Raw genomic sequence first — 15,654 nt, 5'->3', positions numbered from 1 at the left:
CACGCTCACGCAGCTCATCGTTGTACTTCTTCGGTGCGGGCATCGCTGATGTTCCTCCCAGATTTCGATGTCTCCATCAAACCCGGTGCGGGACACTCCTCGTCGGTAAGACCCTCCAGCCGTGGCCGCAGGTTCTTGCGCCAGTACCAGTCCAACTGCTCCGAGAGCTGCTCGCTTCTTTTCACTTCCGCACCCTACGTACAACGGAGACCTGGCTAGGACCCGCGCGGACGCCGGGCATTGCCTGCCGTGTGCCCGCCCCGTGCTGGTTCCGCTAGAACGTCTCAGTCCGTAGCAAGGTAGGCGGCGCGGAGGCTGTTGAGTCCTAGGCCGGTCCAATGCCTTCATCATCGGCTCGACACCTCGCTGCAGACCTTGCCGCCGCGACCCGGGCCGCCGCCTTGCGCAGAACGCCGGGTACGAGCTGGCGATGCAGGACCGACAGCGGAGGCCAGACCAGGTGCGCCAGCCAGCGGTCGTAGCGGAGGAATGTTCCCAGAGCCACGCTGTCACCGGTCGCTTGGACGACCAGGTTGGCGGTCAGGAACCAAGAGGTGGCTTCGAGTCGGATCCATTCGTCATCCTGCTCGCCGATCTGCCAGCCGGCTACGGTGTCCGCCGACACGGTCCGGCTGAGCCGTAAGCCCATCAGGCCCCGCCACAGAAACAGCTCGATGGCGTCGGGCGTGTCACCGAACATCACCCGGGCCCACCGTTCGACCGGTGCGGCGGCGCCGGTCGGCAGCACGAAGTGGTCGGCGTAGTCGATCCGAGACAGGGAGCTGAGGGTACGCACCGACGCGGGCAGACGTTCGACCCCGACGGTGCTGACGGCGGCTCTTGCACTCATGGGGCAGCTCCATTCGCAATATACGGTGCCGTATATTGCGACTGTAGCCGGCTTGCACGGTGGTGTACACAACAGAACGAGGTGAGACGCAGTGGCTGCCATCCGCACGCCCCGCGACAGGTGGATCGAGGAGGGTCTGCTGGTCTTGGCCGAGGGCGGCCCGGACGCCGTCCGGGTCGAGGTGCTCGCGAAGCGGCTCGGCGTCACCAAGGGCGGTTTCTACGGCTTCTTCGACGACCGTGATGCGCTGCTGCGCGCGATGCTCGACGTGTGGGAGCGCGAGAGCACGGAGGAGGTGATCGCGCGCGTCCAGCGTGAGGGTGGCGATCCGCGCAGCCAGATCCAGCGGGCCGGTGTGCTCACGTTCTCGAGTAGCCGGTTGCTGCCGATCGACCTCGCGATCCGCACCTGGGCGCGGCGCGATGAGGCGGTCGCCGAGCGGCTGCGCGCGGTGGACAACCGGCGGATGGCGCTGCTGCGCCAGATGATCGGCGCCTTCTATGCGGACCCGGAGGAGATCGAGGCCCGCGCCCTACTCGCCTTCTGCATGGCGATTGGCGTGCACTTCCTGGCCGCCGATCACGAGCAGCGCACCCGGGGGGAGGTTGCGCAGCGTGCGGTCGACCTGTTGCTCGATCGCGCACCCCGCTCCGCAGGTTGATCGTCGCCTTGGGGGCAAGGAGTCTGCCGGTGAGGCACACACGGGGCACAAGACACTGTGATCGAAGGCGCCATCGACTGAGACCCGCCCCCACCCGCAGTCCTTGACGGCCGGTCATGCCGCCGATCGGGTGTGCAGTCGACTACGTGGCGTTGGCCCGCACGGCAGCGATCAAAGGCATCCGCTCACGCCGCCCGTCGTGTGCGCTGACGGGGCCGGTACAAGTCACGGCGAGTCGCGTCGCAAGAGCAGAGACAGGAGATGACGACCGGATGAGCCCGGGGTCGTAGAGTGCTGTGATGGTCGACAGTTGGGCTGCTCCGCAGCGGGGAAACTGTACCTGCACGGTTCATCTCGAGCACCTCCTCGATGTGGTGCTGCCGCCGGCCCGTCCGGATTTGGAACCCGTGACCGTCGCCGAGCTGCTTGACACCGGCGACCTGAAAGCCGACCCGCTCACGGAGGCGGAACGAAGGCGGGGCGGCGCCGGATACCACTGGTCTCTCTGGGTCGGTGACGCCGCCCGCGGATACTACGACGACCACGCGTCGCTGCAGCTCGACGTGGGCATCCTGGCCACGCCGGGCGTCGAGCGCGTGGAGTGGCTCGATCGGGAGGAGTTTGTGGTCGGCGCGCCGACGCTGTGCGTCGACGGGATGACGGCCGTGGTCGCCAACGTGCTGGCCGACCCCCGCGTGCGGGTGTAGAAGACTGCATCGGCACGAGACACAGCAAATTGCGCAGGTAGTGGGTCCTGCACCGCGGCCACGACGCCCTGGGCAGAGCCGCGGCCGTCAATCTTGGACACTTTTCGATAGCTGATGACGACAAGTGTCCAAGATTGCGAGCGTTCGTCGCTCGCCGGTCCTGCCGCTCGGCGGTCGGTTCGTTCTGTCGGGTACCGGGGTATATCGGAGAACGTGGATCGTGAGGACTGGCGGCTGCTCGCCGCGCGGCATGGTCAGGACGGCGAGGAGCCTCGTCGTTGCCGGGATTGCCACGCCTACTGGCCGTGCGACTTCCGGCTGCGTGCCGAGGTGGAGTTGGCTGCGCACCTGCGGCCGTACCCCATCTCCTCGGCGACGTGAGGTCGTGACCTGGCGCTGATCTCCGCACCCGGCCTACGGGTCCCAATGGCGGGGTGAGGATGCGGCGAGGCCCGCGATGGTACGGCGACTGTTCCGTCTGCGGTCATGACTGGCGCGAACACCTCCCGCCGGAGCCGTGCAGCGAGTGCCGGTACGAGATCGAGCATGAGCAGCCGGAAGCTCCGTCAAGCCCGTGCCCGGCTACCGCTGCACCGCCTCCTGCTCGTCGCTGATCGGAGCCGGTGCGGGTTCTGCCAGCCGTCGGGCGATCCGTTCGACGGCGGTGAGGTCTTGCGGGGTCAGCCGGTCGATGAAGTGGCGTCGGACCGACTCGACATGGGTCGGTGCGGCCTCTTCCAGCGCGGTCAGACCCTGGGCGGTGAGGGTGAGGAGGCAGCCTCGGCCGTCGCTAGGGTCGGGGGTGCGCCGCAGCAGGCCGCGTGCCTCCATCCGGGTGGCGTGGCGGGACAGTCGGCTGCGTGACCAGCCCATCTTGTCGGCCTGTTCGCCCAGGCCGCTGGTGTGGTCGGGTCGTTCCGAGAGGGTGCTCAACACCTCGTAGTCGGGTTCGGAGAGCCCGATCGCCGCGAGATCGCGGGCCGTGCCGGTCGACACGGCGACCATCACCCGCCGGTACGCCCGCCACGCCCGCTCCTCATCCGGATTCAACCAGCGTACGGGCTCCGCTGCCGGGTTCGTTGACATGTAATCAATCTAGCACCTACGATTCGTTTCCATGTCAACGAGACCGATTCGTGTTCTTGCCCTGGTGTGCAGCACCCGTCCCGGTGCCCTGGGCCCGGTGGTCGGGCAGTGGCTGATCGAGACGCTCACCCCGCGGGCCGCGGAGCTCGGGGTCGAGCTCGTACCGGTCGCCGTCAGCGACCTGAACCTGCCGTTTCTGGACGAGGAGGAGCATCCCTCGTCCGGCGAGTACCGGCATGAGCACACCCGCCGCTGGAGCGAGACCGTCGACGCGGCGGACGCCTTCATCGCGATCACCCCGGAGTACAACTACGGGATGCCGGCGACCCTGAAGAACGCGCTGGACTACCTCAGCCGGGAATGGGCGTGGAAGCCGATCGGGTTCGTCAGCTACGGCCACACCTCGGCCGGCACCCGGGCGGTCCAGCACGCCAAGCAGGTGGTCACCACGTTGCGCCTGGTCCCCCTGGGCGCCACCGTGGCGATCCGGATCGGTGAGGCCGTGCAGGACGGGCGACTGCGGCCCGACCCCGCCCGACAGGCAGCGGGTGTCGGGCTCCTGGACGAACTGGTCCGGGTCGCCCACGCGCTGCGGCCGATGCGGGAACGCGCACAGGCAGGGACCTGCGCCGGTCCGCTGCTCGGTTCGTACGCCAGACGACTGACAGCCGACGACGCGGGCCAGGTGACGGTGCTCCAGCGGTGCTGCTGGGTGGACGAGGCCCTGGCCAACGACAGCATGGCCATACCGGCCCTGCACGAGTCGCCGGAACAGGTACGCGACTGGCTGACCGCCTGGCACACCACCGGCCTCTGGTTGGACGGCCGACTACTGGGCATGGTGCGGACCCGCCGCGTCGACACCGACTGGCACCTGGGTCGGCTCGCCGTCGTCCCCGACCTGCGCGGGCAAGGACTGGGCCGGTGGCTGATGCGGACCGCCGAAGCCGCCGCCGACCTCGCCTGCGACCGCATCGTGCTGTTCACCGGCGCCAGGAGTCAGCGCAACATCGACCTCTATCACCGTGAGGGGTACCGGACGGTGTCACCCGCCAATCCGGACGGCACCACCAGCCTGGCCAAGCCGGTGGCCTGACGGATCGTCGCGGCCGTGGGTGAGCGACCGAACCGCGTTCGGTCCGGTGGCGTCGGGCAGAGCGCTTCTGTGCATGAGGCGCGATGACCGACTTTGATACATGCCGGAGGTGATTGTTTCACGACACCGAAACATCGGCGCCGCTGATTGTGACGAAGTCATTACCGCTCACAGACTCCTGTGCGTCATGTTCCGGTGGAATGGAGGAACACATGCGTCTCCGATCATTCGTCAGCACAGCGCTGGCCGCTGTCCTGGCCGCCGCCGTACTCGTGCCGGCGGCACCTGCCGCAGCGGCCACCGCTGACCGTTGGGGGTTCGCCTACGTCAAGGACCCCAGCGTGTCGGTCTGGACCGTGCTCGACACCACCCGGCAGTGGGGTAGCTGGAAGACGGCGTTCCCGACCGCCTGGGCCGACGGCATCAAGGTCGGACCGGGCCGGTTCCAGGTTCGCTTCCCGCAGGTGGGCGCGGGCCAGCGGGGCGTACCCCATGTGACCCCGGTCAACCGGAGCGGGCACTACTGCGAGGTGGTTCGCTGGGGCCAGTCCGGCGCCGACCAGATCGTCGACGTGCAGTGCCACCGGCCCGGCGGCGCGCGCGAGGACACCCCGTTCACCGTGCTCTGGACGACCAGCTCGGGCGTGTTGCCGGCCGGCAACTCCTATGCGTACGTGCAGTGGGCCGGCGGCGGGTTGACGCAGTCGTACAACTCCACGGGCGTGGGGAACGCGGCCGGGGCGTTCGGTGTCGGGCAGTACGCGGTGCGGCTGCCTGGGGTGGGGCTGCCCGACTTGATCGCCGGCAACGTGCAGGTCACCGCCGTGCAACCGAACGCCCTTCCCCGCCGATGCAAGGTGAACTCCTGGGGCGCGGTCAGCACCGTGGTGCATGCGGAGGTCTTCTGCTACGACCAGGCCGGCGCGTACGCCAACAGCGACTTCGTCCTCTCGTACCACCGCCGGCGGTCGGTGGTCGGCTCCTTCGGCCCGCCCAATCACATCGGATACCTGGGTACCGCCGTCGGCGGGCAGACCAACGACAACTCGATGGTCGGTCTCAATGCCAACACGGTGGTGCCGCTGGCTCCCACCGGCCGCTTCCTGGCGACCTTTCCGCAGATCGGCGTCAGGGAGACGCATGTCCAGGTCGTGGCGCAGGGCCCCGGCAGCAACTACTGCCACCTCACCCAACCCTGGTCGTACACCACTGACGCCGAGGTCGACGTGCTCTGCTTCGACAACGCCGGCGTGATCACCCCGCACCGTTTCCTGGCCACCTTCACCTCCCGGGTCTGACGCCGGGCAGCGTCGGCGGCGGCCCTCCCAGGGCCACCGCCGACGCTGCGCCGTCTTCACCTCTGGTGCAGCAGGGTGACCAGGCCGTGGCCGTCCTCGATTCGGGCGTCCGGTCGTAGCTGCGGGTGGGGTGGTTCGCGGTCGGTGCGGGGCGAGCGCATGAGGATCGCGGCGGCGGTCCCGGCTCGTCGGGCGCAGGCGACGTCGCGGTGCACGGTGTCGCCGATGAACCAGCATTCCCCGATCGGTACGCCGATGGCCTCGGCGGCCAGCCAGGCCAGCCGGGGATTGGGCTTCCGGAGTCCGGCTTCGTCGCTGTAGAACTCGGCGGCGAACAGGTCGGACAATCCGGCGGTGGCGAGGAAGTCGCGATGCGCGGCCCCGCAGAGCGCGTTGCTGACCACGGCCATGGGCAGACCCGCATCCGCCGCCGCGCGCAAGGCCTCCGGGATCCCGGGGCGGATCTGCCAGTCCGGCCGCCAGGCCCAGGCGTACGCCAGGGAGGTCGCCGCCTCCTCGACCGCCGCCCGGGCCGGCTCGGGCCAGGAGTGGGTCACGAAGTCCGCCCACACCTGAGGGTGGGTCAGCTCGATCGGCTCGCCGGTGTGTGCGCTGTCGTCCCGCCATCGGCCGTAGGCTCTGCCGCCCTCGGTCAGGTCGGTGGTGATCTGCTCGCCCGACACGGTGCCGCCGACCAGGTCGGACAACCGCCGGACCAGGTCCGGTGGCGCCGGTGACTGTCGCGGAGCGTCGGCCAGGACGCCACCGAAGTCCAGCAGAAGCGCACGAGGCGATCGCAGCATGCCCCCATCCTTGCGCAAGCGGCAGAGTCCGTCCCTTCGCCTTCGGCCGCCGTGGTGAACGGTCGGGACGGTGCCGGGACGCTGGTCAGTCCGGCTGGCGGCGGGAAGCACCAGGCTGAGGTCGTCGGGCAGCGTCCAGCGGGCGAGCCCGCTCTGGTCCGATTCCAGCACTGCCGCGGCGGCGGCTCGGTGTGCCTGCTCGGCCACGTGCCGGAAGGCCGTGGTGTCGGCCGGGTCGAGCAGGAGGTCGTGCAGGGCGGTACGCAGCAGCCGGGTCGCCACCAGCAAGGCGGTCGAAGTCGCGCAGCCACTCCCGTTCCGGGCTCGGTGGTTCCGTCCAGCCGGCCCAGGTGTTGCAGAGCTCCAGGGCGGGATGCCCGCCGACCAGGATCGGCATCGGATAGCCGTCGACGTGGACCCAGTGCATGCCCACAGTGTGCCTTGACGCGTCAGGGCACGGTCAGTTTGGTCCTCGCCGTAGCGACTGGTGTGCGGCAGGTCCTGCAAGGTCTCCTCGATGCCGCTATGGGCGGTGACGGCGGTGTCGATCACCGTTTCGTAGCGCTTATAGATCAACTCGCGATAGCTTCGTTGGTCAACAAGTGTCCAGTTCGGACTATAACGCGACGGTATTGACGGGGGCGACCATTCAGTGCATTACCTGATGTTCTGTGGTCGGTTGTTGCGCATGAGGAAGTGATGTGTGCTTGACAGACTGAGAAAGAACGTCAGCCGGGAGTATCGATCGCGACGCCATTCGCGTACGCTGATTCCACATCATGGTCCTTAATTCGAGGAGGTGTCACGATGGTGCGTGGTGATGTTCGCGGAGTTGCCAACGCTGTTCGCGGTGTGGCCGACGCTGTTCGCGGTGTGGCCAACGCCGTGCGCGGTGTGGCCAACGCCGTCTGACGTTCAGTGGTCTAGTGCCAGTGACTGGGCTCGCCTCTGTCACTGGCTCAACGAGTGCGCCTAGCCGGCACTCTGGCCGCCTTTGAGCTGCCAGCATTCAGTGTCGGCTAGGCGCCCCACTGCGTCCGGAGATCGATATGCGGTCCCTGTGAAATCGAAAATAATACGGTGGCTGTGCGATCTATCCAGCCCGCCACCGAAACGCGCTTAATAGCTTTGTGGGTGGCTGCATCCGGATGGTATCGGTCACCGCTCCGACGCCGCTACCAGGGCAAGATGGTGCGCTCGGCCGACCGGAAATGTGAAGTCGGGAACGACCTGTTCAGTCCCCACCGCTCACCTGGGAGTGGCTTCCTGATCGTCGCGGGTTGCGGGGGTTCTTCCAGTCGCTGGGCGATCCGTTCGGTGGCGATGAGGTCCTCCGGAGCGAGGCCGGTCGGCCAACCTGAATGGCCTGTTCGTGTTTGCCCTGTACTGCTACGTCACGTCACGAGGTGCGCAGCGCGGCACCGACGGCTGGTAGACCCAAGCGGTACAACGATGTCTTCATGGCCCCGCGGCTCAACGCGGTGGCCGCCGACCGGTGCCGACGGTGACCATCGGTGCCACCGGTGCGCTGGGCGACGCCCCTGGCATCCCCTCCCGTACGGAGTTGGCGGCGGGACTGGCCGGCGCGTACCGGCACACCGCCCGCGACGCCGAGGAGCTTCCCATCACCGGCGGGCCGGACGAGGCCGCCGAACGCCTCGCGGAGTACGCCGCGCACGGCGCGAACCATGTGGTCATCGGACTGTCCGGCCCGGACTGGCGAACACAGGTCGATCTCCTCGCCGAGGTTCGCCGCCGGCTACCAGGAGAGGGTGGCGAGTGATTCGCGAGTTCTGTCCACGGGCTTAGGATCGGGTGGGTGAGTTCCGACCTGGACACCCTGCCGAAGATCAGTGCGCCGGCGACGCGGGCGTTGAACAACGCCGGCTACTCGACGCTGCGCGACCTTGTCGGGGTGTCGCGCGCGGAGTTGGCCAAGCTGCACGGCATGGGACCGAAGGCACTCGGGATCATCCAGAGTGCGCTGGAGCAGCACAACCTGACGTTGGGTAGCTGAGGCGCCGGCAGTCGCGTCTTCAGGACGCCTGACGGATCGGCATGTCGGCCAACCAGACGTCGGCCAGGTCGTCCAGTGGAACGTCGAGGGCCTGGCTGAGGCAGACCACCGTGCCGAAGGCCGGTGCGGGCAGCCGCCCTGCCTCGATCTTGCGTAGCGTCTCGGGGGAGATGCCGGCTGCCAGGGCCACCTCGACCAGGCTGCGGCCGGCCCGCGCGGCCCGCAGCGCCACCCCGAGGCGCTGGCCTGCGGCGATCTGTTCGGCGGTGAGTGGTTGGCGAACCATGCCAGCAGGATATCCCTCGGCACCCCCGACCCGTCGTGGTATAAAAATACCGCTTCGCGGAAGGGGGCTGTCGTGATCGAGCTCAAGTCGTCCGACGAGATCGGCCGGATGGCGGTGACCGGCCAGTTCGTCGGTGAACTGCTCGCCGAGTTGCGCGATCTCGCGGCGGTCGGGGTCAACCTGCTGGACCTCGAACACCACGCCCGTCGGCGGATCGCCGAACGCGGCGCCGAGTCCTGCTACTGGGACTACGCGCCCTCGTTCGGCCGGGGTCCCTTCCGCAACGTGCTGTGTCTGTCGGTGAACGACGCCGTGCTGCACGGCCTGCCCCACGACTACCTGCTGCGCGACGGGGACCTGCTCAGCATCGACATGGCGGTCTGCATCGACGGGTGGGTGGCCGATTCCGCGCTCTCCTTCGTCGTCGGCACCCCCGACCCGGCCGATCTGCGGCTGATCGAGGCCACCGAGGTGGCCCTGGAGGCCGCCATCGCCGCCGCCCAGCCCGGGGGTCGCCTGGGCGACATCTCCGCCGCGATCGGCGAGGTCGCCAAGGCGTACGGCTACGGGGTCAACGCCGAGTTCGGCGGACACGGCATCGGCCGCACCATGCACGAGGCCCCGCATGTGGCCAACAACGGCCGCCCCCGCCGTGGGGTGAAACTCGACCCCGGTCTCACCCTCGCCATCGAGCCCTGGTTCTGCCGCAGCACCGACAAGATCAGGTACGACGGCGACGGGTGGACCATCCGCTCCGCGGACGGCTCCCGTACCGCCCACTCCGAACACACCGTGGCCATCACCGCCGCCGGCCCCCAGGTGCTCACCCGGCGCCCCGTCCTCGCCCGCTGAGGGGCGACTTTCCCGTCCAGATCCGTAAACCTCTCATTCTTGCTACAAAGGGCATGAGGTCGGTGATTCTGGGCGGGGGAAGGCACCATGGCAACGGGTGACGGCACGGCCGGTGGCTCCAGGCCCCCCAGACGCAACCTGGTGGCGATCATCTCGATCGTCGTACTCTCCGGTGCCTTCTTCGGCTACAACCAGGGCGTCGTCAGCGGCACCCTGCAGGACATCCGCCGGGCCTTCGACGCGGACACCCTAGCGGTCGAGGCGGCGACCAGTTGGGTGACGATCGGTGCCCTGATCGGCGCCCTCGTCGGTGGTCATCTGGCCGACCTCCAGAACATGTGGCTGGCCGGGAACCGGGCCCGGGGTCACCGGAAGCCTTAAAGCCTGCCTATCCCCGCAAACTGCCCTAAAGCTCTCGAAACACTCCTAGAGTCGAACCTGGCATTCGGTAGGTCGATGAGCGGGAACGCCAGACCGGCAGCGGGACGGTTCGGCGCGAACCCGTACCCCGGTGGGTCCGCCCAACCGGCCGGCGACGCCATCCGGCGACTGCTGAGAAGGATCAGGAAATGCATCTCACACCGAGAGAGTTCGACAAGCTCACCATCCTCTCGTTGGCGATGGTGGCCAATGCCCGAAGGGCTAAGGGCCTGAAGCTCAACCATCCCGAGGCGGTGGCGGTCATCTGCGCCGCGGCCCTGGAGGGTGCTCGCGAGGGCAAGACCGTCGAAGAGGTCATGAACGACGCGCGCAGCGTGCTCAAGGCCGACGACGTGATGCCCGGGGTGGGGGACATGGTCCCGATGCTCCAGGTCGAGGCGGTGTTCACCGACGGATCCCGGCTGGTCACCATCCACTCTCCCATTCAATGAGGCGCTCCCTTTTCGACAGAGCGAGGCAGACATGGCCAAACAGCATCCGGGACCGAACTCCAAGCATCTGCGTCCGATCGGCGGATACAAGCTCAGTGATCAGCCGCTGGAGCTCAACGCCGGCCGTCCGGTGATCGAGGTCGTCGTGCACAACACCGGTGACCGGCCCATTCAGGTCGGTTCCCACTTCCACTTCTTCGAGGCGAACCGGTTCCTGGAATTCGACCGGCCGGCGGCCTTCGGTAAACGACTCAACATCCCGGCCACCACCTCGATCCGGTTCGAGCCGGGTGACCGTAAGACCGTGCAGCTGGTCTCGTACGGCGGTCTCCAGCGGGTGTACGGGTTCAACGGCCTGGTCCAGGGCTGGACCGGCGACGACCCCACCCCGCCGGACTATCGACCGGACCGCGCCGAGTCGCTGCACAACGCCAGGACACGCGGCTTCAAGTTCAGCGCGCAGGACCAGGGCGACAACAAGAAGCAGTAGGCATCGACGAGCGCGTACGGAACCTGGAGCGATAGATGAGTCAGATCTCGCGGCAAGAGTATGCCGGGATGTACGGCCCCACCACGGGCGACCAGATCCGGTTGGCCGACACCGACCTCTACATCGAGATCGAGAAGGACCTGCGGGTCCTCGGCGACGAGGTGATGTACGGCGGCGGCAAGACCCTGCGTGACGGCATGGGCAGCAGCAGTCAGGCCACCACCGCCGAGGGGGTGGTGGACCTGGTCATCACCAACGTCACCGTGCTGGACGCCCTGCTCGGTGTGGTCAAGGCGGATGTCGGCATCAAGGACGGCCGGATCGCCGGCATCGGCAAGGCCGGCAACCCGAACATCATGGACGGGGTGACCCCCGGACTGGTGACCGGGCCGGGGACGGACGCCATCTCCGGGGAGCACCTGATCCTGACCGCCGGGGGCATCGACGCCCACGTCCACCTGGTCACCCCCTTCCAGGTGCAGACCGCCCTCAGCAACGGGGTGACCACCCTGTGGGGTGGCGGCACCGGCCCCACCGACAGCACCAACGGGGTGACCATCACCCCGGGCCCGTGGAACATCCACAACATGATGCGGGCCTTCGAGAACCTGCCGATCAACATCGGCCTGCTGGGCAAGGGCAACAGCAGCGGCCGGGCGCCCCTGGTGGAACAGATCATGGCCGGGGTGCCGAGCTTCAAGATCCACGAGGACTGGGGTGCCCCGCCTGCGGTGATCCGGTCCTGCCTGGCCGTCGCGGACGAGTTCGACGTGCAGGTCAGCATCCACACCGACACCCTCAACGAGAGCGGCTACATCGAGGACTCGATCGCCGCCTTCGAGGGCCGGACCATCCACACCTTCCACACCGAGGGCGCCGGGGGCGGCCACGCGCCGGACATCATCAAGGTCGCGGCCCAAATGAACGTGCTGCCCGGATCGACCACCCCCACCGTGCCGTACGGCATCAACAGCCAGTCCGAGCTGTACGACATGATCATGGTCTGTCACAACTTCAACCCGAAGGTCCCCTCCGACGTGGCCTTCGTGGAGAGCCGCATCCGCACCGAGACCATCGCCGCCGAGGACGTGCTGCTCGACGAGGGCGTCATCTCGATGATGCAGAGCGACTCGCAGGCCATGGGCCGGGTGGGGGAGACCTGGCTACGCACCATCCAACTGGCCGGCCAGATGAAGAACGTCCGGGGCAAGCTCGCCGAGGACTCCTCGAACAACGACAACTTCCGGGTGCTGCGGTACGTCGCCAAGATGACCATCAACCCGGCCATCACCCAGGGGGTCTCCCACGTCATCGGGTCGGTGACCCCGGGCAAGCTGGCCGACCTCGTACTCTGGGAACCCGCCTTCTTCGGGGTGAAGCCCAAGCTGGTACTCAAGGGCGGCATGATCGCCTGGTCGATCATGGGCGACCCGAACGCCTCCCTGCCCACCCCGCAGCCGGTCTACTACCGGCCCTCGTTCGGGGCCACCGGGACCCAGGTCGCCAAGAACTGCGTCACCTTCGTCTCCAAGGCCGCCCACGAGAGCGGCATCGCCGAACAACTGGGCCTGCAACGGCAGGTCATGCCGGTCTACCGGTGCCGCAACCTGACCAAGCGGGACATGGTGCGCAACGACCGTACGCCGAGGTTGGAGGTCGACCCGGAGACCTTCGCGGTGAAGATGGACGGCGTCCACGCGACCGTGCCGGCGGCCAGGAACCTCCCCATGAGCCAGCTCTACTTCTTCAGCTGACCCGTACCCGGATCGCGGAAAAGGACGACACATGATCGTGGAATCGGTGCTCGGCAACGTGGCCGAGCCGGACTGGACCGAGCGGCTGAGCACGGCCAAGGTCGACGACCTGGTCCTGGACCAGTGGGAGGCCCAGAAGAGTCGGCTGCGCAAGGCGACAAGCCTCGGCACCGAACTCGCCCTCTCCCTGTCCCGGGGGGTACGGCTGCGCGACGGCGACATCCTGGCCTGGGACGAACTCACCGGGACTGCGGTGGTGGCCCGGATCGCCCTCGGCGAGGTGATGGTCGTACACCTGGACAAGCTGCACGGGGAATCCCTGGACATGGTGATCCGCTCGGCCGTGGAGCTAGGGCACGCCATCGGCAACCAGCACTGGCCGGCCGTGGTCAAGGGCACCAAGATGTACGTGCCGCTGACCGTGGACCGCAAGGTCATGGACTCGGTGATGCGTACCCACTCGTTCACCGGCGTCTCGCACGAGTTCATCGCCGGTACGGAGGTCATCGCCTACCTGGCCCCGCACGAGTCGCGGCGGTTGTTCGGCGGAGCGGACTCCACCCCGCACTCGCACCTGCCCGCCGAGCTGAACTGAAGGATCGTCCTGCCATGCCCACCATGGCCGAGGCGCTGCGGTTGCTCCAGTTCGGCGACTCGGTGTTCCCCGTCGGCGCCTTCTCCTTCTCCAACGGGCTGGAGATGGCCGTCCAGCACGGGACCGTGCACGACCGCAGCAGCCTCCAGGAGTACGTCCGGACCATCACCCGACTGGCCGCCACCGGCGACGGGGTCGGCGTGCTGGCCGGGCATCGGGGGGCGGCGGTCGGGGACCTGGACCAGGTCCGCCGGGCGGACGAGGCCGTCCACCTCCGCAAGATCAACGAAGAGATGCGCACCATGTCGGTACGCATGGGCCGCAAGCTGGCCGAGGCCGCCAACCGCATCATCGGTGAGTCGCTGCTCAAGAAGCGGGCCGGCGAGACCGACGGCCTGGTCCCGGTGACCTATCCGGTGGCCCTGGGGGTGCTCTTCGCCGAACTCGGGGTCGACGAACAGGCCGCCTTCGCGGCCCACCAGTACGGCGCGGCGTCGATGGTGCTGAGCGCGGCGATCCGACTGCTGCGGGTGGACCACCTCGACGCCCAGTCCATCCTGTACGCCGTCAACAAGGCGGTCGACGACGACTACCAGGACGTCCGCGGCGCCACCCTGGACGACATGCAGGGCTTCGCCCCGCACCTGGACGTCCTGGCCGCCGCGCACCAGCACGCGCACGTCCGCATGTTCATGAGCTGAACCTCGCGATTACTTCGAAGAAGGGTCGAGCACAGATGAAGTCAGCAAGCCGTATCGGCGTGGGTGGCCCGGTGGGCAGTGGCAAGACCGCCATCATCGAGACTGTCGTGCCCCGCCTGGTGGAGCAGGGGCTGCGCATCCTGGTCATCACCAACGACGTGGTCACCACGGAGGACGCCAAGCACGTCCGGCGGGCGTTGACCGGGGTGCTGGTCGAGGAGCGCATCGTCGGGGTGGAGACGGGGGCCTGCCCGCACACCGCCGTCCGGGAGGACCCCAGCATGAACCTGGCGGCGGTCGAGGACATGGAGGCCAAGTTCCCGGACAGCGACGTGGTGCTGATCGAGAGCGGCGGGGACAACCTGACCCTGACCTTCAGCCCCGCCCTGGTCGACTACTTCATCTACGTGATCGATGTCGCGGCCGGCGACAAGATCCCGCGCAAGAACGGTCCGGGGATCTCCAAGTCCGACATCCTGGTGATCAACAAGACGGACCTGGCGCCGTATGTCGACGCCGACCTCGAGGTGATGGCCCGCGACGCCGCGATGATGCGTAACGGCAAGCCGTTCGTCTTCACCAACTGCAAGACCGGTGCGGGCATCGACGAGCTGGTCGACCTGGTCCGCCGCGATGTGCTCTTCGATGCCGAAGTGCCGGCATGACGACTTCCCTGGACCTGGTCCGGGAACTGGCGCCGTACCAGGATCAACCGGCCCAGCTACCGGCCGCCGCCAACGGCAAGGTCGGGGTGCTGCGGCTCGGTTTCCACCGGCGCGGTGACCGGACCATCCTGCGTGACCTCTACCGGCAGTCGCCGCTGCTGGTGCAGCGGGCACTGTACTGGGACGAGGAGATGCCCGGCCTGCCCTGCGTGATGATCCTGACCACCTCCGGCGGGGTGCTTCAGGGCGACCGGCTGTCCATGGAGGTCGACCTGGGCCCGGGGGCGCAGGCGCACCTGACCACCCAGGCCGCCACCAAGATCCAGGAGATGGACGCCAACTACGGCACCCAGCAGCAGACCATCACCCTGGCCGAGGACGCCTACCTGGAGTTCCTCCCGGAGCCGGTGATCCCGTTCCGGCGCAGCCGATTCGTCTCCCACACCCGGGTACGGCTGCCGGCCAGCGCCACCCTGCTCTACGCCGAGGTGCTCCAGCCCGGCCGCAAGTACTACCGCGACGGGGAGATCTTCGCCTACGACCTCTTCTCCTCCCAGCTCCGGGCGGAGCGGCCGGACGGGCGGGGGCTGTTCGTCGAGAAGTTCGTGATCTCTCCCGGCGGATTCCCGGTCGACCGGGTCGGGATGATGGACCGCTTCCACGTCTTCGGCAACGTCATGCTGCTGACCGACCCCGCGCGGGCCGCGCGGGTCTACGAACGGACCTCGGAACCCGTCTGGGACGAGCAGACCCCCTTGGCCGGGGCGGTCGGTCGGCTGCCCAACGACGCGGGTCTGGTCTTCAAGGTCCTCGGTCAGGAGACCGAGCCCGTCAAAGCGGCCGTCCGGGCCTTCTGTGCCGCCGCCCGCGAAGAGGTGGTCGGCTGCACCTTCCCGCCGGCCTTCAGTTGGCGCTGAGCTG

Annotated in this window: 19 protein-coding genes and 2 pseudogenes; 16 read left to right on the top strand and 5 right to left on the bottom strand. The window is 68.0% G+C overall.

The window, feature by feature from the left end:
• Positions 1-95: 95 nt before the first annotated feature.
• Positions 96-185 (bottom strand): annotated as a pseudogene (locus ACGFIK_RS17225) (DinB family protein); the annotation flags it as partial.
• Between the two features lie 140 nt (positions 186-325).
• A complete protein-coding gene (locus tag ACGFIK_RS17220) occupies positions 326-850 on the bottom strand; it encodes a hypothetical protein (RefSeq protein WP_327021973.1) in 525 nt (174 codons plus the stop codon).
• 91 nt (positions 851-941) lie between these two features.
• Here ACGFIK_RS17220 and ACGFIK_RS17215 point away from each other — a divergent pair, with 91 nt between their 5' ends.
• From ACGFIK_RS17215 to ACGFIK_RS17205, 3 genes are all read left to right on the top strand, one after another.
• Positions 942-1,511: a TetR/AcrR family transcriptional regulator gene (locus ACGFIK_RS17215; protein ID WP_327021972.1), complete on the top strand. Its 570-nt coding sequence runs from the start codon at positions 942-944 to the stop codon at positions 1,509-1,511.
• 299 nt (positions 1,512-1,810) lie between these two features.
• Positions 1,811-2,218 (top strand): hypothetical protein, encoded by a 408-nt coding sequence (locus tag ACGFIK_RS17210; RefSeq protein WP_327021971.1) that lies wholly within the window; start codon positions 1,811-1,813, stop codon positions 2,216-2,218.
• Between the two features lie 213 nt (positions 2,219-2,431).
• Positions 2,432-2,599: a hypothetical protein gene (locus ACGFIK_RS17205; RefSeq protein WP_327021970.1), complete on the top strand. Its 168-nt coding sequence runs from the start codon at positions 2,432-2,434 to the stop codon at positions 2,597-2,599.
• A gap of 201 nt (positions 2,600-2,800) precedes the next feature.
• Here ACGFIK_RS17205 and ACGFIK_RS17200 read toward each other — a convergent pair whose 3' ends face one another.
• Positions 2,801-3,304: a MarR family transcriptional regulator gene (locus tag ACGFIK_RS17200; RefSeq protein ID WP_327021969.1), complete on the bottom strand. Its 504-nt coding sequence runs from the start codon at positions 3,302-3,304 to the stop codon at positions 2,801-2,803.
• A 31-nt stretch (positions 3,305-3,335) separates the two neighbouring features.
• On the opposite strand from ACGFIK_RS17200, the gene ACGFIK_RS17195 reads away from it, so the two are divergent.
• Positions 3,336-4,400, top strand: a complete 1,065-nt coding sequence (locus ACGFIK_RS17195) for a GNAT family N-acetyltransferase (protein WP_327021968.1) — start codon at positions 3,336-3,338, stop codon at positions 4,398-4,400.
• 212 nt (positions 4,401-4,612) lie between these two features.
• Positions 4,613-5,698, top strand: coding sequence for a hypothetical protein (locus tag ACGFIK_RS17190; RefSeq protein ID WP_327021967.1), 1,086 nt, complete (start codon positions 4,613-4,615; stop codon positions 5,696-5,698).
• Between the two features lie 56 nt (positions 5,699-5,754).
• Here ACGFIK_RS17190 and ACGFIK_RS17185 read toward each other — a convergent pair whose 3' ends face one another.
• Complete coding sequence (locus ACGFIK_RS17185) at positions 5,755-6,501, bottom strand: HAD family hydrolase (RefSeq protein ID WP_327027186.1); 747 nt, start codon at positions 6,499-6,501, stop codon at positions 5,755-5,757.
• A gap of 1,504 nt (positions 6,502-8,005) precedes the next feature.
• Between ACGFIK_RS17185 and ACGFIK_RS17180 the strand changes: the two genes are divergently transcribed.
• On the top strand, positions 8,006-8,284 hold the full coding sequence (locus ACGFIK_RS17180; RefSeq protein WP_327021966.1) for a hypothetical protein: 279 nt from the start codon (positions 8,006-8,008) through the stop codon (positions 8,282-8,284).
• Between the two features lie 36 nt (positions 8,285-8,320).
• Complete coding sequence (locus ACGFIK_RS17175; RefSeq protein ID WP_327021965.1) at positions 8,321-8,518, top strand: helix-hairpin-helix domain-containing protein; 198 nt, start codon at positions 8,321-8,323, stop codon at positions 8,516-8,518.
• Between the two features lie 19 nt (positions 8,519-8,537).
• Here ACGFIK_RS17175 and ACGFIK_RS17170 read toward each other — a convergent pair whose 3' ends face one another.
• Complete coding sequence (locus ACGFIK_RS17170; RefSeq protein ID WP_327021964.1) at positions 8,538-8,804, bottom strand: helix-turn-helix transcriptional regulator; 267 nt, start codon at positions 8,802-8,804, stop codon at positions 8,538-8,540.
• Positions 8,805-8,876: 72 nt separating this feature from the next.
• Between ACGFIK_RS17170 and map the strand changes: the two genes are divergently transcribed.
• The 9 genes and pseudogenes from map to ACGFIK_RS17125 all read left to right on the top strand — a co-directional run bounded on the left by map (position 8,877) and on the right by ACGFIK_RS17125 (position 15,650).
• Complete coding sequence (gene map / locus ACGFIK_RS17165) at positions 8,877-9,656, top strand: type I methionyl aminopeptidase (RefSeq protein ID WP_327021963.1); 780 nt, start codon at positions 8,877-8,879, stop codon at positions 9,654-9,656.
• Positions 9,657-9,743: 87 nt separating this feature from the next.
• Positions 9,744-10,037 (top strand): hypothetical protein, encoded by a 294-nt coding sequence (locus ACGFIK_RS17160; RefSeq protein ID WP_327021962.1) that lies wholly within the window; start codon positions 9,744-9,746, stop codon positions 10,035-10,037.
• A 188-nt stretch (positions 10,038-10,225) separates the two neighbouring features.
• Positions 10,226-10,528, top strand: coding sequence for an urease subunit gamma (locus ACGFIK_RS17155; RefSeq protein ID WP_327021961.1), 303 nt, complete (start codon positions 10,226-10,228; stop codon positions 10,526-10,528).
• A 31-nt stretch (positions 10,529-10,559) separates the two neighbouring features.
• Positions 10,560-10,895 (top strand): annotated as a pseudogene (locus ACGFIK_RS17150) (urease subunit beta); the annotation flags it as partial.
• Between the two features lie 158 nt (positions 10,896-11,053).
• A complete protein-coding gene (locus tag ACGFIK_RS17145) occupies positions 11,054-12,772 on the top strand; it encodes an urease subunit alpha (RefSeq protein WP_327021959.1) in 1,719 nt (572 codons plus the stop codon).
• A gap of 31 nt (positions 12,773-12,803) precedes the next feature.
• A complete protein-coding gene (gene ureE, locus ACGFIK_RS17140; protein ID WP_327021958.1) occupies positions 12,804-13,367 on the top strand; it encodes an urease accessory protein UreE in 564 nt (187 codons plus the stop codon).
• A 14-nt stretch (positions 13,368-13,381) separates the two neighbouring features.
• A complete protein-coding gene (locus ACGFIK_RS17135; protein ID WP_327021957.1) occupies positions 13,382-14,068 on the top strand; it encodes an urease accessory protein UreF in 687 nt (228 codons plus the stop codon).
• Positions 14,069-14,103: 35 nt separating this feature from the next.
• Entirely contained in the window at positions 14,104-14,733 is a 630-nt protein-coding gene (ureG, locus tag ACGFIK_RS17130; RefSeq protein ID WP_327021956.1) for an urease accessory protein UreG, read from the top strand.
• On the top strand, positions 14,730-15,650 hold the full coding sequence (locus ACGFIK_RS17125) for an urease accessory protein UreD (protein WP_327021955.1): 921 nt from the start codon (positions 14,730-14,732) through the stop codon (positions 15,648-15,650). Before ureG ends, ACGFIK_RS17125 begins: the two co-directional genes overlap by 4 nt.
• The last annotated feature ends 4 nt before the right edge of the window (positions 15,651-15,654 follow it).

Origin of the sequence: Micromonospora sp. NPDC048871, assembly GCF_043198155.1 — a bacterium.
Classification (GTDB): domain Bacteria; phylum Actinomycetota; class Actinomycetes; order Mycobacteriales; family Micromonosporaceae; genus Micromonospora.
Note: the sequence above shows the minus strand (reverse complement) of the source record. Positions and strands in the feature narration are given on the sequence as shown.

What these genes read in the sequence shown, in the direction of transcription:
- ACGFIK_RS17220 (WP_327021973.1), bottom strand. Translation starts at nt 850, where the DNA reads ATGAGTGCAAGAGCCGCCGTCAGCACCGTCGGGGTCGAACGTCTGCCC.
- ACGFIK_RS17210 (WP_327021971.1), top strand. Translation starts at nt 1,811, where the DNA reads ATGGTCGACAGTTGGGCTGCTCCGCAGCGGGGAAACTGTACCTGCACG.
- ACGFIK_RS17200 (WP_327021969.1), bottom strand. Translation starts at nt 3,304, where the DNA reads ATGTCAACGAACCCGGCAGCGGAGCCCGTACGCTGGTTGAATCCGGAT.
- ACGFIK_RS17195 (WP_327021968.1), top strand. Translation starts at nt 3,336, where the DNA reads ATGTCAACGAGACCGATTCGTGTTCTTGCCCTGGTGTGCAGCACCCGT.
- ACGFIK_RS17190 (WP_327021967.1), top strand. Translation starts at nt 4,613, where the DNA reads ATGCGTCTCCGATCATTCGTCAGCACAGCGCTGGCCGCTGTCCTGGCC.
- ACGFIK_RS17185 (WP_327027186.1), bottom strand. Translation starts at nt 6,501, where the DNA reads ATGCTGCGATCGCCTCGTGCGCTTCTGCTGGACTTCGGTGGCGTCCTG.
- ACGFIK_RS17170 (WP_327021964.1), bottom strand. Translation starts at nt 8,804, where the DNA reads ATGGTTCGCCAACCACTCACCGCCGAACAGATCGCCGCAGGCCAGCGC.
- ACGFIK_RS17160 (WP_327021962.1), top strand. Translation starts at nt 9,744, where the DNA reads ATGGCAACGGGTGACGGCACGGCCGGTGGCTCCAGGCCCCCCAGACGC.
- ACGFIK_RS17155 (WP_327021961.1), top strand. Translation starts at nt 10,226, where the DNA reads ATGCATCTCACACCGAGAGAGTTCGACAAGCTCACCATCCTCTCGTTG.
- ACGFIK_RS17145 (WP_327021959.1), top strand. Translation starts at nt 11,054, where the DNA reads ATGAGTCAGATCTCGCGGCAAGAGTATGCCGGGATGTACGGCCCCACC.
- ureE (WP_327021958.1), top strand. Translation starts at nt 12,804, where the DNA reads ATGATCGTGGAATCGGTGCTCGGCAACGTGGCCGAGCCGGACTGGACC.
- ACGFIK_RS17135 (WP_327021957.1), top strand. Translation starts at nt 13,382, where the DNA reads ATGCCCACCATGGCCGAGGCGCTGCGGTTGCTCCAGTTCGGCGACTCG.
- ureG (WP_327021956.1), top strand. Translation starts at nt 14,104, where the DNA reads ATGAAGTCAGCAAGCCGTATCGGCGTGGGTGGCCCGGTGGGCAGTGGC.
- ACGFIK_RS17125 (WP_327021955.1), top strand. Translation starts at nt 14,730, where the DNA reads ATGACGACTTCCCTGGACCTGGTCCGGGAACTGGCGCCGTACCAGGAT.